At 63.6% G+C, this 15,083-nt stretch carries 11 protein-coding genes (1 of these 11 running past the window's edge); 2 read left to right on the plus strand and 9 right to left on the minus strand.

Going from position 1 to position 15,083, the window contains the following annotated elements; genetic code table 11:
• Window positions 1–627 carry the 3' portion of a M23 family metallopeptidase gene (locus FJ527_RS20155; protein WP_181166413.1) on the plus strand. The gene continues 1,344 nt to the left of window position 1, outside the view, so the window shows 627 of its 1,971 coding nt (coding positions 1,345–1,971); its start codon lies off the left edge, out of view; it ends in the stop codon at window positions 625–627.
• Between the two features lie 3 nt (window positions 628–630).
• On the opposite strand, the gene FJ527_RS20160 is transcribed toward FJ527_RS20155, so the two are convergent.
• The gene (locus tag FJ527_RS20160) at window positions 631–2,196 is read right to left on the minus strand and encodes an MFS transporter (RefSeq protein WP_140823942.1); all 1,566 of its coding nucleotides are present in this window, start codon (window positions 2,194–2,196) and stop codon (window positions 631–633) included.
• A 254-nt stretch (window positions 2,197–2,450) separates the two neighbouring features.
• Between FJ527_RS20160 and FJ527_RS20165 the strand changes: the two genes are divergently transcribed.
• Window positions 2,451–3,083 (plus strand): TMEM175 family protein, encoded by a 633-nt coding sequence (locus FJ527_RS20165; RefSeq protein ID WP_140616877.1) that lies wholly within the window; start codon window positions 2,451–2,453, stop codon window positions 3,081–3,083.
• Between the two features lie 51 nt (window positions 3,084–3,134).
• Here FJ527_RS20165 and FJ527_RS20170 read toward each other — a convergent pair whose 3' ends face one another.
• From FJ527_RS20170 to FJ527_RS20205, 8 genes are all read right to left on the minus strand, one after another.
• Complete coding sequence (locus tag FJ527_RS20170) at window positions 3,135–4,619, minus strand: L,D-transpeptidase family protein (RefSeq protein ID WP_140823943.1); 1,485 nt, start codon at window positions 4,617–4,619, stop codon at window positions 3,135–3,137.
• Between the two features lie 147 nt (window positions 4,620–4,766).
• Window positions 4,767–5,132 (minus strand): MmcQ/YjbR family DNA-binding protein, encoded by a 366-nt coding sequence (locus FJ527_RS20175; protein WP_015315606.1) that lies wholly within the window; start codon window positions 5,130–5,132, stop codon window positions 4,767–4,769.
• A 58-nt stretch (window positions 5,133–5,190) separates the two neighbouring features.
• On the minus strand, window positions 5,191–7,797 hold the full coding sequence (gene clpB, locus FJ527_RS20180; protein WP_140713109.1) for an ATP-dependent chaperone ClpB: 2,607 nt from the start codon (window positions 7,795–7,797) through the stop codon (window positions 5,191–5,193).
• Between the two features lie 218 nt (window positions 7,798–8,015).
• Window positions 8,016–8,996 (minus strand): DUF4167 domain-containing protein, encoded by a 981-nt coding sequence (locus FJ527_RS20185; protein ID WP_140823944.1) that lies wholly within the window; start codon window positions 8,994–8,996, stop codon window positions 8,016–8,018.
• 304 nt (window positions 8,997–9,300) lie between these two features.
• Window positions 9,301–10,179, minus strand: coding sequence for a peptide chain release factor N(5)-glutamine methyltransferase (prmC, locus tag FJ527_RS20190; RefSeq protein WP_140823945.1), 879 nt, complete (start codon window positions 10,177–10,179; stop codon window positions 9,301–9,303).
• Window positions 10,172–11,251 carry a peptide chain release factor 1 gene (prfA, locus tag FJ527_RS20195; protein WP_140616872.1) on the minus strand — a complete coding sequence of 360 codons (1,080 nt, stop codon included), beginning with the start codon at window positions 11,249–11,251 and terminating at the stop codon, window positions 10,172–10,174. Before prfA ends, prmC begins: the two co-directional genes overlap by 8 nt.
• 10 nt (window positions 11,252–11,261) lie before the next feature.
• Complete coding sequence (ptsP, locus tag FJ527_RS20200) at window positions 11,262–13,532, minus strand: phosphoenolpyruvate--protein phosphotransferase (RefSeq protein WP_015315601.1); 2,271 nt, start codon at window positions 13,530–13,532, stop codon at window positions 11,262–11,264.
• 81 nt (window positions 13,533–13,613) lie between these two features.
• The gene (locus FJ527_RS20205) at window positions 13,614–14,867 is read right to left on the minus strand and encodes an aspartate kinase (RefSeq protein WP_015315600.1); all 1,254 of its coding nucleotides are present in this window, start codon (window positions 14,865–14,867) and stop codon (window positions 13,614–13,616) included.
• Between the last annotated feature and the right edge of the window lie 216 nt (window positions 14,868–15,083).

Below are 15,083 nucleotides of genomic sequence, written 5' to 3' on the forward strand. Positions count from 1 at the left end.
CTCTATGTCTCGGCGACCTTCGGCGGCACGACGCGCAATTTCTACCGCTTCCAGATGCAGGATGGCAGCACGGACTATTTCGACGAAGACGGCTCGAGCGCCCAGCAGTTCTTGCTGCGCAATCCGCTGCCCGCCGGAAAGTTCCGCTCCGGCTTCGGCGCCCGCAAGCATCCGATCCTCGGCTATGTCCGCATGCACACAGGCGTCGACTGGGCAGCCCCGATCGGCACGCCGATTATCGCCGCCGGCAATGGCGTCATCGAGAAGGTCGGCTGGGCCGGCGGCTATGGCAAGCAGATCATCATTCGCCATGCCAATGGCTACGAGACCTCGTACAATCACCAGAGTGCCTTTGCCAAAGGTATGGAGCCGGGCATGCATGTGCGTCAGGGCCAGACTATCGGCTATCTCGGCCAGACCGGCCTGGCCACAGGCCCGCACCTGCACTACGAGTTGATCGTCAATGGCACCAAAGTCGATCCGATGCGCGTCCGTCTACCGGTCGGCAAGGTGCTGAAGGGCGACGATCTCGTCGCCTTCAAGCGCGAGCGCGAGCGCATCGACGATCTGCTGAAACAGGAAGATGGCAATTCGCTGAAGGTCGCCAGCGCCAAGATCGAAGGCTGAGACTTAGCCTTCGTCCTGCCGAGGTTCGGCGCGCCGCGACCACGGCAGCGCTTCGCCCGAAATCGTCGTCCAGGCAATGACAGCGGAAAGCAGGCATAGCAGCGCCGTCACCAAGGAGATGGCGGAAAAGGCTGCGTCGCTGGCGGCGATCCTCGCCGCATCGAGTGCCGGCGAAAGTCCTGCCGGTGGCGGTTCGCCGAAGCCAGGCACGCCGGGCGCGGCATTTACCTCCAGGCCATTGGCGTAAATCCAGGCAGCGAGCGACCCCATCGCTGCCACCGCGATCAAACCGCCGATGCGTGAGACGGCGTTGTTGATGCCGGAAGCCGCGCCGGTGTCCTTGTCTTCCACCGCCGTCATGATGGCGGTGGACAATGGCGATACGACCAACGCCATGCCAAGCCCCATCAGCGCCATCAAGGGGAAGATGCCGGTCCAGAAATGGTGAAAGCCGGCATAGGCGAGCAAGGCCAGCCCGCCGAAGGCAACCGCCACGATCAGGCTGCCGCAGGCAATGGGAAAACGGGGCCCGATCCGGTCCGACAGCTTGCCGACGGGCCCCGACAGAAGCGCGATCGCCGCCGACAGCGGCAGGAAGATGAAGCCGACCTCGGCGGTGCTCAGTCCCCAGCCTGCGATCAGCAGCATCGGCAGATAAAAAAGATTGGCTGACAGTGCGAAATAGAGAAAGAACGTCGCGACGTTGGCGCCGGCGAAAGCACCGATGCGAAACAGGCTGAGATCTATCATCGGCTCGCGCTGCCGCCGCTCAAACAAGATGAAGACCACAAGCAGCACGGCGCCGGCGGCAATGCTTGGACCGGCCATGTGGCTCTCGCCGCTGGCGCTCATTGAAGTCAGCCCATAGGCAAGCGCGCCGAAGGCCAGAGTCGCAAGCGCCCCGCCCGCAAGGTCAAGGCTGCGTTTCTCCGTCGGCGCATCGGCCGGAATTTTGGCGAGCAGCAGATAGATCGAGACCAGGCCGAGCGGCAGATTGACGGCAAAGATCGCCCGCCAGATGCCGCCGCCGAAGGCCGACAGCACCAGGCCACCGAGCACGGGGCCGAGAGCGGTGGTCAGCGCCGAGGCCGCCGCCCAGATGCCGATCGCCCTGCCGCGTTCCTTCTTCGGATAGGCCTTGGCGATAATGGCGAGACTGCCCGGCACCATGATCGCGGCGCCGATGCCCTGGAGCGCGCGAAATGCGATCAGCACGACAGCGTTCGGCGCCAGCGCGCAGGCAAGCGAGGTCACGACGAACAGCGCAATGCCGGCCACGAAAGCATGGCGCAGCCCGAACCGATCGCCTGCGGCACCGCCGGCAAGGATCAGCGCTGAGAGTGTCAGCGCATAGGCATTGGAAATCCACTGCGCCTCGGCAAGGCTGGCGCCGAGGTCGACGCGGATCGCCGGCATGGCGATCGCCAGGATCGATCCGTCGATGAAGCCGAGGGCCGAGGCCAGGATCGCCGCGATCAACACGTAGCGCCGCTGCGATTGCGGGCAGAACGTGCCATTCGCGACCGGAGCGATCAGCGGAACGGCGGCGGCTTGATTGGGCGCATGCATGTCACCCTCATTAGGCCGTCGGCGCGGCGGCAACAACCGGCCAGCGGCTTGTTGTCCTTGAAACCAGCCATATTGCCAGGGATCGCATCTGCCCCGATGCAAACCGCGGCAGTCATGCTAATGCATGTCGCGCAGATGTGACCTCGGCTTTTGCGACAACGACATGCATCAGGCAAGATTTAAAGCGCGTCGCAGGAATCCGTTTCGACGAGACGCGCTTTAGGTTTTCCAGGACCCGCGGGCAGGAGAAATCGATGAAGCGTCCGCTCGAAGCATCGGTTGAGGGGCGCGGCCGTATTGTCGGCATCACCGATGGCGTGTTCGCAATCGCGCTCACCCTGATCGTGCTCGAGATCAGGGTGCCGGCGCATGAGGCGATTCACTCCGAATATGATCTGCTCGCCGCCATCGCGGCACTCGCGCCACGCTTCCTCACCTATGCCTTGAGCTTTCTGACCCTGACCATCTTCTGGTTCGGCCAGCAGGCCCAGCATGGTCTGATCGCCAAATCCGACAGACGGCTGGCCACGCTGAACCTCTGCTTTCTCGCCTTCATCGCGCTCTTGCCGTTCTCGACCGACCTTCTGGCCGATTTTCTGGAATTCAGGACCGCGGTGCTGGTTTACTGGCTCAACCTCTTGATGCTCGGCATCACGCTGTTCGTCAGTTGGCGGTATGCGGAGAAAAGCGGCCTTGTCGCGGAGGACGTCGATGCGGAAACGAAACGCACGGTCTACCTGCGCATCGTCAAGGCGCAGATCCTGTGGGCCGTCGGCGCCGCACTTTGCCTGATCACCCCGTTGGCGAGCGTCGGCTTCATTCTGGTGGTGCAGTTGATCTACGCGGCAACGCCGAATGTGAAGTGGGTGCGCAGGATCATTGGTTGAGATTTATGTTGAGATTCAGGTCAGGCCGGCATCGCCTGAATATCGACATACCTACTCGACGAACTCCACCGGCACGCCCGGCGAGACCAGCTTGGCCAATTCACGCGCGTCCCAATTGGTCAGGCGCACGCAGCCATGGCTCTCGGTCTTGCCTATCTTCGAGGGCTCCGGCGTGCCGTGGATGCCGTAAGTCGGCTTGTCCAGGGCGATCCACACCGATCCGACCGGGCCATTCGGCCCAGGCGGAATGGTCAGGATCTTGTTGTTCTCGCCCTGCTTGAAGTTGATGTTGGGGTTGTAGGTGTAGTTCGGATCGAGCGCAACACGCGACACGGCATGGATGCCGGTCGGGGATGGCGTGTCCGATGAGCCGATGGTGGCGGGGTAGGCCGCGACCAGCTTGCCGGACGCATCATAGGCAAAAACTTCCTTCCTGCCCTTGTCGGCGACGATGCGGGTGACGGGGGTAGAAACCAGTTTGCCGAAATTCGCGACCTTGATGATCGTGCCGGGACGATTGAAGTTGGCGTCCGGATTGAGCGCCTTGAGATAGTTCTCGTCCATGTGGAAGCGCTCGGCCAGCGCCTCGGTGACGGAGGTGAAGCCCATGCGGTCGAGTTGCGCCTTCTGGCTGTAGTCTTCCGGGATCGACGCGACATAGGGGCCGGCCGCATCCTCCGCGGTGATGGTGTAGTTGGCGAACGCGTCGCCACCGGACTGCGACAATGCGGCCTGGATGCCGACCGAATCGGTCGATTTGAGGCTGCTGCCGTTGATCTGATTGTAGGCCGCCAGCGCCTTGTCGACATTCGAACCGAAGCGCCCGTCGATGACGCCAGGCGAAGCCCCGCCCCGGTCGAGCAGCACCTGCAGCGCCGCGACATCCTGGCGTGCGCCCAACGAAAGCGACGGGTCGACCGACGTCTTGCCGCCGGCCTTTGGCGGCAATGCCGCCTGGTCGGAGGGCGCTGCCTGGTCCGTCGGGTCTGCCGGCCGGACGGGGTCTATCGACGCCTCGTTCAGCGGTTGGCGCTTGATTGTACCCGGCTGCGGCGCGTCGGGATAATTGTTGTCGTAACTGCCGTCCTCCCGCGGTGCCGGCGGATAAGCATCGACTGAACCACTTCCGTCAGGATCGTATTCGTCGGCGGGCGGTGGAATGACCCGGCCTTCTTCTTCCAACTGTCTGCGGCGGAAGCGGGCCATGTCCTGGGGATCGTCGAGATAGTAGCGGTCATCGTCGGCGGGTGCGCGGCCAAGTTCACGCATCCGGCTCTCGCGGCGCAGCGCCCGCCGGTCGAGCCGTGTCTGCGGCGGCTGGATGGCGATCACCTTGCCGGTATCCGAATCGACGATGACGCGATTGCCCCTGGCATCGTAATAAATGTCGAGATTGCCGTCCTGCGCGAGCAGAATGCCGCCGCTCCCGGACGCACGGACAGGCTGGGCGGCACCGTCATGCGTCGGCGCTGCGAACGCATTGGAAAACACCAGTCCCGCGGCAAATGCCGAAAGAGTGAAGATACTGCGCAGCATCGTGCGAAACTCTCCGGTCCGTATGTGCCGCCGCCGGCATTGTTCAGTTCGGCGAACCCTTCGCCAGCAAACCAGTTACCCACCATATGGTTCCAACATGAACCGGGCATGAAGATGGCGGTTTTCCGGCGCCTCGGGGAATATTGGCTAGCTTGCGCCAAGCCCCAATTCCTTGCGCGCCTGCTTCGTCAGCTTAAGGGCAACAAGGCGGTGGCTCTCGCGCAGATAGTCCTCCAGCGCACCATCATCCATGCTCTGGCTTGTCTGACGCTGGATCCACTTCATGCCGCGGGAGGCAAGATAGGGCGCGGGGCGCAGGCCGGGCTGCTCCTTGAGCACGTCATAGGCGATGTCGGAGCATTTGAAGGTGACGAAGAGCTGCCGACCCTGATCCCAGCCACCGATCGCAAACACCTTGGTCCCGACCTTCCAGACATGGGCGCCGCCCCATTGCACCACGTGGTTCGTTGCAGGCAGCGAAGCGCAGAAGCCGTTGTAATCGTCCAGCGTCATCAATCCCCCGCCAATTGCATGAAAACGCCGCGCGTCCGGTGGACGCGCGGCGTTTGAATCAGGCCGCGACCTCGGCCGCGACGATCGCCGGCTTGGAGCGGAAATTCAGCCGGTCGGAACCGGCCGTGACCTTGACAGTCGAGCCGTCCAGGATCTCGCCGAGCAGGATCTTTTCCGCCAGCGGATCCTGCAGTTCCTTCTGCATCACCCGCTTCAGCGGCCGGGCACCATAAGCGGGGTCGTAACCCTTGGCCGCCAGCCACTCGATCGCCTCGGGATCCAGCGACAGCGTGATCTTGCGATCCGTCAGCAGGCTCTCGAGCCGCTTGAGCTGGATCTCGACGATACGGTCCATGTCCTTGCGGCGCAGCCGGTGGAACAGGATCACCTCGTCGACGCGATTGAGGAACTCCGGCCGGAACGATGCCCTGACCACGCCCATCACTTCGTCTCGTACGGCATCGACATCCTGATCCTCGCCGAGATTGACGAGATATTCGGCGCCCAAATTAGACGTCATGATGATCAGTGTGTTGCGGAAGTCGACGGTGCGGCCCTGCCCGTCGGTGAGCCGGCCGTCATCGAGCACCTGCAACAGCACGTTGAAGACATCCGGATGCGCCTTTTCGATCTCGTCGAACAGCACGACCTGATAGGGCCGGCGCCGCACCGCTTCGGTCAGCGCACCGCCTTCCTCATAGCCGACATAGCCGGGAGGCGCGCCGATCAGCCGGGCGACGGAGTGCTTCTCCATGTATTCGGACATGTCGATGCGCGCCAGCGCCGTCTCATCGTCGAACAGGAAATTGGCCAAAGCCTTGGTCAGTTCCGTCTTGCCGACGCCGGTAGGCCCGAGGAACATGAACGAGCCGATCGGCCGGTTCGGATCCTGAAGGCCCGCACGGGCACGCCGCACAGCCTTGGAAACGGCCTGCACCGCTTCGCCCTGGCCGACGACACGCTTGCCGATCTCGTCTTCCATGCGCAGCAGCTTGTCACGCTCGCCCTGCAGCATCTTGTCGACCGGAATGCCGGTCCAGCGCGACACGATATGGGCGACGTGGTCGGGCGTGACCACTTCCTCGACCATGCCGGCCTTGCCGTCCTGGGCTTCGGCCTCCTTCAGCTTCTTTTCCAATTCCGGGATCTTGCCATAGGCAAGCTCGCCGGCGCGCTGGAACTCACCCTTGCGCTGGGCAATGGCAAGGTCGTTGCGCGCTTCGTCGAGCTGCTTCTTCAAGTCGGCCGCTAGCCCGAGCTTCTGCTTCTCGGCCTGCCACTTCGCGGTGATCTCTGTCGATTCCTCTTCCAGGCCGACAAGTTCCTTTTCCAGGCGGGCGAGCCGGTCCTTCGAGGCATCGTCCGTCTCGACCTTCAACGCTTCGCGTTCAATCTTGAGCTGCATGATGCGGCGGTCGATCTCGTCCAGCGCTTCGGGCTTGGAATCGACCTGCATCCTGAGCCGCGAGGCGGCTTCGTCGACGAGGTCGATCGCCTTGTCCGGCAGGAAGCGGTCGGCGATGTAGCGGTTGGACAATGTCGCCGCCGCCACCAGTGCCGAATCGGAGATACGCACCTTGTGGTGCTGCTCGTATTTCTCCTTCAGGCCGCGCAGGATAGAGACCGTGTCCTCCACTGTCGGCTCGTCGACGAAGACGGGCTGGAAACGGCGGGCAAGGGCGGGATCCTTCTCGACATGCTTCCTGTATTCATCGAGCGTGGTGGCGCCGACGCAGTGCAGTTCGCCGCGCGCCAGCGCGGGCTTCAGAAGATTCGACGCATCCATGGCGCCATCGGCCTTGCCGGCGCCGACCAGCGTGTGCATCTCATCGATGAACAGGATGATGTTGCCACTGGCCGAAGTGACCTCCGAAAGCACGGCCTTCAGCCGCTCCTCGAATTCGCCGCGATATTTGGCACCGGCAATCAGCGCGCCCATGTCGAGCGCCATCAACTGCTTGTCCTTCAGCGATTCCGGCACGTCGCCATTGACGATGCGCAGCGCCAGCCCTTCGGCGATCGCCGTCTTGCCGACGCCCGGCTCGCCGATCAGCACCGGGTTGTTCTTGGTGCGGCGCGACAGTACCTGGATGGTGCGTCGAATCTCGTCGTCGCGGCCAATCACGGGGTCGAGCTTGCCCGCGCGTGCGTCCGCGGTGAGGTCGCGTGCGTATTTCTTCAGCGCGTCATAGCCCTGTTCGGCACTCGCCGAATCGGCGGTACGGCCCTTGCGGACGTCGTTGATGACCTGGTTCAGCGCCTGCGCGGTGACGCCGGCCTTGGCCAGGATTTCGGCGGTCTTGGCCGATTTCTCCATGGCAAGCGCCTGCAGCAGCCGCTCGACGGTGACAAAGCTGTCGCCGGCCTTCTTGGCCAGTTCTTCGGCGGTCGAGAACACCTTGGCCAGCGGCTGTGCCAGATAGAGCTGGCCATTGCCGCCCTCCACCTTGGGCATCGCCTCGAGCGCCGTCTCGACGCCGAGCTTGACATCGCGGACATTGCCGCCGGCGCGCTCGATCAACGACGCGGCCAAGCCTTCATCATCGTCGACGAGGACTTTCAGAATGTGTTCGGGGGTGAATTGCTGGTGGTTGCGCGAGAGCGCCATGGTCTGCGCGGACTGGATAAAGCCGCGCACGCGCTCCGAGTATTTCTCAAGGTTCATATTTGTCTCCTTCCATCACCGGCCCGCTTTGCGGCACCGGATCAGATTGCGGTGACGGACCCGCCCATTCGAGCCGGATCCTGTTCAGGCCAGATATGGTGCATGGACCCTTGCCCCTCAAGATGTCGCAATATGGCAGGTGCATAATATTCCACGTCAACCCAAACGAAAACGGCGGAGATTTCTCTCCGCCGCTCAAGGCCTTGAATGCCGTTCGCTCAGTTGTCGATGTCGGAAACCACGGGTTCGGCACCGCCGCTGTCGGCCGGAGCCGCCGCTGTCTCGGCCGCGTCCCCATTTTCGCTGCTGCTCTCGACCTGATCGGCATTGGTGCGCGGACGGCGCGGACGCCGTGGACGGCGGGCAGCACCGCTTTCGGCGGCCGCCTCATTGAGTTCGGCCTGGGCGGCCAGACCTGCCGGTGAAAAATTCTCGAACCGTGGAGCCGGCTCGGCCGCCGCGACCGTCTCGGGGGGCGGAGCGGCCTCTGCCTGGACTTCCGTCTGCCCCGGGGCCTCGTTGCGCTGTTGCTGTCCGCCCTGTTCGGGTGAAGCGTGGTCGCGCTGGCCGTAGCCGCCATTGGGGCGGCGATCGCGATGGCGCCCGCCACCGTTGTCGCGGCCGCCATTGTTGCGACCGTTATTGTCGCGCCCGCTGTTGTCGCGCCCGCTGTTGTCGCGATTGTCGCGACCGTTTTCCCGGTTCAGCGCAACCTCCGCAGGCATGCCCTCGATCACCGGCTGCGGACCTGCGCCATGGTTGATTACGGGAAGCTGTGGATCGGAACCTGCATTGCCGCTGCTATTGCCCGCCCCACTGCCGGCATTGTCGAACTCGTCGCGATCGTCATCGCCGTCCTCGTCGAACTCGTCGCGTGCCTGCTGGACGTTCTGGATCGGCATCTGCGCCTGCGCGGCGGCAATGATGCGATTGTAGTGTTCAGCGTGCTGGAGGTAGTTCTCCGCCATCACCCGGTCGCCGGAGCTGTGCGAGTCACGGGCAAGCGTGGCGTATTTTTCGGCGATCTGCTGAGCCGATCCACGGATTTTCACGTCCGGGCCGTTGCTCTCGTAATTGCGCGTAAGCGGATTCGGCCCCTTACGATTGTTGTTATTGTTGTTGTTGTTGTTATTGTTGCCACCGCCGCCGCCATTGTTGTTGCGACCGCGCATGCGCCTGTTCTGCTGTTGTGGCCTCATTCGACTCTCTTCATCTTGAAATTTTGAAAAACTCTTCACGAACGGAGGCGCTCATGCAGCCAGCCGTTTCGTTTCTTCACCGGCGTTCGCCCGCATCGATTGCGTTGGCGCCACGTGTCATCCTGTTTCCGGTTACATCACTTGCCGGACGATTCCCGCACGAAGCTTGGGCGTCGTTTGCGCAAGAAGGCAGCTATTTCCAAGGAAAAACCGAATCGCTAAGAGCACTGCCTGCTTCGTCTCATCCGGTTAGGCGACCCTAGCCGCATTCCCCGGTATTGCCAAGCGCTTTTTTTGCACTGCGTCAAGACGTTGCTCGTTGAAAAACAAGAACCCTGTCGTTTCCGCCGAGATCGCTAAAAACCTCGCCAGCCGCGTAACCGGCTGCGCGAAATATATCGTTGACTTCGTTGCTTTGCGTGTGGCCGATCTCGACCGCAATCCTGCCTTCGGCTTCCAGAAACCTTGCCGCCTCGGCGGCGATGATCCTGTAGGGGTTCAGCCCATCCACACCGCCATCAAGGGCAAGGCGCGGGTCGAAATCGCGGACTTCGTCCTGCAGATTTCCAATCTCTTGTGTTGGTATATAGGGAGGGTTTGCGGCAATTACATGGTACCGGCCGGAAACTTTTTTAAACCAGTCCGACTGAACCGCCGTGAACCGGCCGCCGAGGCCGAATTGCCCGGCATTGCGGGCCGCCGTGGTCAGAGCGCCGGCGGAGATGTCGACACCGGTGGCGGTCGCGGCCGGCACGACGCTCAGCAACGCCAGGGCAATCGCGCCCGTGCCGGTGCCGAGATCGAGGATGCGGCATGTGCCCTCCCGCGCGGCCATTGCTTTGACGAAGGGCAGCACCGCCTCGACCAGCGTTTCGGTGTCCGGTCGCGGCTCCAGCGTCTCCGGCGACAGCGACAAGCGCAAACCGTAGAACTCGCGATAGCCGAGGATGCGATGCACCGGCTCGCCACGGGCTCGCCGTCTCAGGGCGCCGTCGATCGCGGCGATGGCGTTCCCGTCGATCTTGCACGCGGGGTCGGCGATCGCCTGGGTGCGCGTCGTGCCGGAATAGTGCTCGACGATCAGCCGCGCATCGAGCGCGGGATCATCGATGCCGGCTGCGGCAAGCCGGGTCCGCGCTTCCCGCAGCAGCGGCCCCAGCGCCGCGGGCGGATGGTCAGCCATCGATGCCGATATCGGCCAGCAGCTTCGACTGATGATCGGCGATCAGTGCGTCGACGATTTCGTCGAGTTCACCCATCATCACCCGGTCGAGTTTGTAGAGCGTCAGGTTGATGCGATGGTCGGTGACCCGGCCCTGCGGAAAATTGTAGGTGCGGATGCGCTCGGAGCGGTCGCCGGAACCGACCTGCGACTTGCGCGACTCGGAACGCTCCTCATCCGCCTTGCTGCGCTCCATGTCATAGAGCCGGGCGCGCAGGATCTGCATGGCCTTGGCCCGGTTCTGGTGCTGCGACTTCTCCGCCTGCACCACCATGATGCCGGTCGGCAGATGGGTGATGCGGACCGCGGAATCGGTGGTGTTGACGTGCTGGCCGCCGGAGCCGGAGGCACGCATCGTGTCGATGCGGATGTCCTCGGCCCTGATATCGATGTCGACCTCTTCGGCTTCCGGCAGCACGGCGACGGTGGCGGCTGACGTGTGGATGCGCCCGCTGGCCTCGGTTGCCGGCACGCGCTGGACGCGATGCACCCCGGATTCGAATTTCAGATGGGCGAACACACCTTTGCCGGAGATCGTGGCGATGATTTCCTTGAAGCCGCCGGCATCGCCGTCGCTGGCCGATACCGTTTCGAACCGCCAGCCGCGTTCGGCGGCATAGCGCTCATACATGCGAAACAGGTCGCCGGCGAAGAGTGCCGCCTCATCGCCACCGGTGCCGGCGCGGATTTCGAGAATGGCGTTCTTGTCGTCGGCGGCATCCTTGGGCAGGAGCAGGATCTGGATGTCTTTCTGCAGCGTCTCGATGCGCTCCTCGACGCCGGGCAAATCTGCTTCGGCAAGCGCTCGCATCTCAGCGTCGGTGCCCTTGTCGGCGAGCATCGCTTCGAGGTCGGCCTGCTCATGCTCGGCAGAGCGCAATTCCCTGACCTTGGCCACCATCTCCTGCAACTCGGCATATTCCGATGCCATCCTCACATAAGCATCCGGCGCCGGTCCAGCCGACATCTGCGCTTCGAGCATCTCGAAACGCTTGACGACTTGATCCATACGATCGCGGGGCAAATTGACCATGATGAGGGTGCTACAACGGGATCGAGCGGTCGTCGGCGAAGGCCTGCAGCAATGCCCGCATCGGCAGCCCTTGCGCCGGCGCCATCAGATTGTCGTCGAAGAAAGCCTTCAGCTCCTCCAGCGGCAGCTCCGTCAGCATGGCCTTGACCGGACCGATCGAGGCCGGCGACATCGAGATCGAGCGGAAACCGAGGCCGATCAGCGCCATCGCCGAGATCGGCTTGCCGGCGAGTTCACCGCACAGGGTGACCGGCGTGTGATTGCGGGCCCCGGCGTCGGCGATCTGCTTGAGCACGCGCAGGAATGGCGCCGACAACGTATCGAAGCGGTTGGCCAGTTGCGTGTTGCCGCGATCGACCGCCATGACGAACTGGAACAGGTCGTTCGATCCGACCGAGACGAAGTCGACCGCCTTCATCAGTTCGTCGAGCTGGAACAGCAGCGACGGCACTTCCAGCATGGCGCCCAGCTTGAGACTGGTCGGCAGGTGATGGGCGAAGCGTGAGAGATGCCGCACCTCGCGGTCGATGATTTCGCGCGCCTGGGCGATTTCGCCGAGCTCGGTCACCATCGGCAGCATCAGCTTGAGCTCGCGCCCGCCGCTGGCCTTGAGCAAGGCGCGGATCTGGGTGCGCAGCAAGCCCGGCCGATCTAGCGTCAGGCGGATCGCCCGCCAGCCGAGCGCCGGATTCTCTTCCTGGATCGCGCCCTTGAAATAGGGCAGCACCTTGTCGCCACCAATGTCGATGGTGCGGAAGGTGACCGGCTTGCCGCGCGCTGCCTCGAGCACGTCGCGGTAGAGTTTTTCCTGGGCTTCGGCGCGCGGAAAGGTCGACGCGACCATGAACTGCAGTTCCGTGCGGAACAGGCCAATGCCGGCGGCGCCCGCCTCCGCCAACTGCGGCAGGTCGACGGCAAGCCCGGCATTCATCAGCAGGTCGACCTGGACCCCGTCCCGAGTCGTCGACGGCTTCTTGCGCAGTTCGCGGTAGACCTCCTGCCGGCGCGCCCGGAACCGCACCTTCTCGGCATAGGCGGCTTCAAGATCGGATTGCGGCCGCAGATGGATCGCGCCTTCCTCGCCGTCGACGATGATGGCATCGCCGTTTTCCGCCATGGAAACGGCGCCCTTCATCTGGCCGGCGACGGGAATGCCCATGGCGCGCGCGACGATGACGACATGGCTGGTCGCCGCGCCATCCTCCAGCACCAGCCCGCGCAGCTTGTCGCGAGGATAGTCGAGCAGTTCGGCAGCGCCCATCGAGCGGGCGACGATGATGGCGTCCTTGGGCAGCGAGGCCGCGACATCCTCGGGCCCACGTCCCATCAGCTGGCGCAACAGCCGGTTGGCGAGATCGTCGAAATCGCTCATCCGCTCGCGCAGATAGGGATCGGTCATGTGCAGCATGCGGGCGCGCATGTCGCTCTGAACTTTTTCGACCGCCGCCTCGGCCGTCAGGCCGTTACGGATCGCCTCTTCCAGGCGCCGTACCCAGCCCCGGTCGTTGGCGAACATGCGGTAGGCTTCCAGCACCTGGCGATGCTCGCCCTCGAAGGCGACATCGCGGCGCTCCAGCATGTCGTCGATGGAAAGCCGCAGAGAACCAAGCGAAGCTTCGAGCCGCCGGACCTCCTCCTCGCTGTCCTCGTTGAACAAATTGGTGACGACGATACGCGGCTCGTGCAGCACGACGTGACCGAGCCCGACGCCATCGTTGAAGGACAGGCCGGTGAAGCTGACAGGCCGGCGCAGGTCGAGTTCGAGGCCTGGCCGGGTCAGCCGCGCCAGATCGCCGGTGGCGATCATCTCTGCGATGACCATGGCCGTGGTTTCCAGCGCCTCGACCTCGTCGTCGCGGTAGTGGCGCATGGTCTTGTTCTGGACGACCAGGACGCCCAGCGTGCGCCCTGCCCTGAGCACCGGCACGCCGAGGAAGGAATTGTAGATCTCCTCCCCGGTCTCCGGCAGGTAGGCGAAGGCCGGGTGTTCTTGCGCGTTGGACAGGTTGAGCGGCCTGGCACTCGCGGCAATGGTGCCGACCAGGCCTTGCCCTAGCCGCAGCTGCGCCAAGTGGACGGCGTTCGGGTTCAGACCTTCGGTGGCGTAGAGCTCCAGCACCGAATCGGCGCGCAGCACGTAGAGCGAGCAGACTTCCGCGACCATGTTGGAGGCAATGTCGCGCACAATCCGGTCGAGCCGCTCCTGCGGCTCCAGCGGCTCCTGCATGAGCTCGCGGAGCCGTTTCAGCAAAACGCGCGGGCCAACGGCCGTGTCACGCATCGCGGCTTCTTCTCCAATAGACTTCTTGCCGGGGCAGTTTCCGCCGCGCCCGGCAAGTGCGCAACAGCTGATTCAGTCCTGCTACTGCTTATCCAGACCGTAGACGGAATGCAAAGTGCGAACCGCAAGTTCCGTATAGGGACCGTCGATCAGTATCGAAATCTTGATCTCGGAGGTGGTGATGGCGCGGATGTTGATCGCCTTGTCGGCCAGCGCCTTGAAGGCGGTGGCGGCGACGCCGGCATGGCTCCGCATGCCGATGCCGATGACCGAAACCTTCGACATGCCAGCTTCCGACTGCACGACATCGTAGCCGATCTCGGCTTTCAGCCGGTCGAGCACGGCCAGCGCCTTGTCGACATCGCCCGACGGCACGGTGAAGGTCATGTCGGTCAGCTTGCCGTCCTCGGAAATGTTCTGGACGATCATGTCGACATTGATGTTGGCCTCGGCCAGCGGTCCGAAAATGCCGGCGGCGACGCCCGGCCGGTCGCCGACGCGGCGCAGCGAAATCTGGGCCTCGTCCTTGGCATAGGCAATTCCGGTGACGACCTGCTGTTCCACGATCTCTTCCTCGTCGCAAATGAGCGTTCCCGGAGGATTGAGCAAATCCCCCATTCCGGGCGCATCGGGATCGTCGAAGGACGACCGCACGAAGGTACGCACCCTGTGCACCATGGCAAGCTCGACCGAACGCACCTGCAGAACCTTGGCGCCGAGCGAGGCCATTTCAAGCATTTCCTCGAACGATATCTTGGCCAGCCGCCGCGCTTTGGGCTCGATGCGCGGGTCGGTGGTGTAGACCCCATCGACGTCGGTGTAGATGTCGCAGCGGTCGGCCTTGACCGCGGCGGCGATCGCCACGGCGCTGGTATCGGAGCCGCCACGTCCGAGTGTCGCGATGCGGTTGTCCGGCCCGATGCCCTGGAAACCGGCGATGACAGCCACCTGGCCTTCGCCGAAGCGCTTGACCAGGAAGGCGCCGTCGATGTCGAGGATGCGCGCCGCGCCATGCGCGTTGTCGGTCTTGATCGGAATCTGCCAGCCCTGCCAGGAGCGCGCATGCACGCCCATGTTCTGCAAGGTGATGGCGAGAAGGCCAGCCGTGACCTGTTCGCCGGAAGCGACGACCGCGTCATATTCGCGGGCATCGTGCATCGGTGAGGCCTCGCGGGTCCAGCCGACCAGCTCGTTGGTCTTGCCGGCCATCGCCGAAACCACCACAGCCACCTCGTGACCGGCGTCGACCTCGCGTTTGACGTGACGTGCCACGTTGCGGATGCGAGCGATGTCGGCGACGGAGGTCCCGCCGAATTTCATCACGATACGCGCCATGGAAGCGAAATGCCTTTGACTGGAGCCGGCCCGCGGCCGAAAATGGAAGAAAAGCGTCCGGCTGCCGCCGGCCACTGAATGCGCGGCCTCCATAGCCAAATGAGGAAGGTTTCGCAAGGCTGACGGCGGATTGCATAACAGCACGACATATTGCCTTCCGGCCCGGCGCCGCTTACCAAATGCTGCCCGCGGGAAATTGCTTTTGGTTCGGCATAA

It is taken from the genome of Mesorhizobium sp. B2-4-18 (genome assembly GCF_006441385.1).
GTDB classification, from domain to species: Bacteria; Pseudomonadota; Alphaproteobacteria; order Rhizobiales; family Rhizobiaceae; genus Mesorhizobium; species Mesorhizobium australicum.

Bases quoted from the DNA above. Each gene is read 5' to 3' on its own strand.
- FJ527_RS20165 (WP_140616877.1), top strand. From the start codon at position 2,451: ATGAAGCGTCCGCTCGAAGCATCGGTTGAGGGGCGCGGCCGTATTGTC.
- FJ527_RS20170 (WP_140823943.1), bottom strand. From the start codon at position 4,619: ATGCTGCGCAGTATCTTCACTCTTTCGGCATTTGCCGCGGGACTGGTG.
- ptsP (WP_015315601.1), bottom strand. From the start codon at position 13,532: ATGCGTGACACGGCCGTTGGCCCGCGCGTTTTGCTGAAACGGCTCCGC.
- prmC (WP_140823945.1), bottom strand. From the start codon at position 10,179: ATGGCTGACCATCCGCCCGCGGCGCTGGGGCCGCTGCTGCGGGAAGCG.
- FJ527_RS20175 (WP_015315606.1), bottom strand. From the start codon at position 5,132: ATGACGCTGGACGATTACAACGGCTTCTGCGCTTCGCTGCCTGCAACG.
- prfA (WP_140616872.1), bottom strand. From the start codon at position 11,251: ATGGTCAATTTGCCCCGCGATCGTATGGATCAAGTCGTCAAGCGTTTC.
- FJ527_RS20185 (WP_140823944.1), bottom strand. From the start codon at position 8,996: ATGAGGCCACAACAGCAGAACAGGCGCATGCGCGGTCGCAACAACAAT.
- FJ527_RS20205 (WP_015315600.1), bottom strand. From the start codon at position 14,867: ATGGCGCGTATCGTGATGAAATTCGGCGGGACCTCCGTCGCCGACATC.
- clpB (WP_140713109.1), bottom strand. From the start codon at position 7,797: ATGAACCTTGAGAAATACTCGGAGCGCGTGCGCGGCTTTATCCAGTCC.
- FJ527_RS20160 (WP_140823942.1), bottom strand. From the start codon at position 2,196: ATGCATGCGCCCAATCAAGCCGCCGCCGTTCCGCTGATCGCTCCGGTC.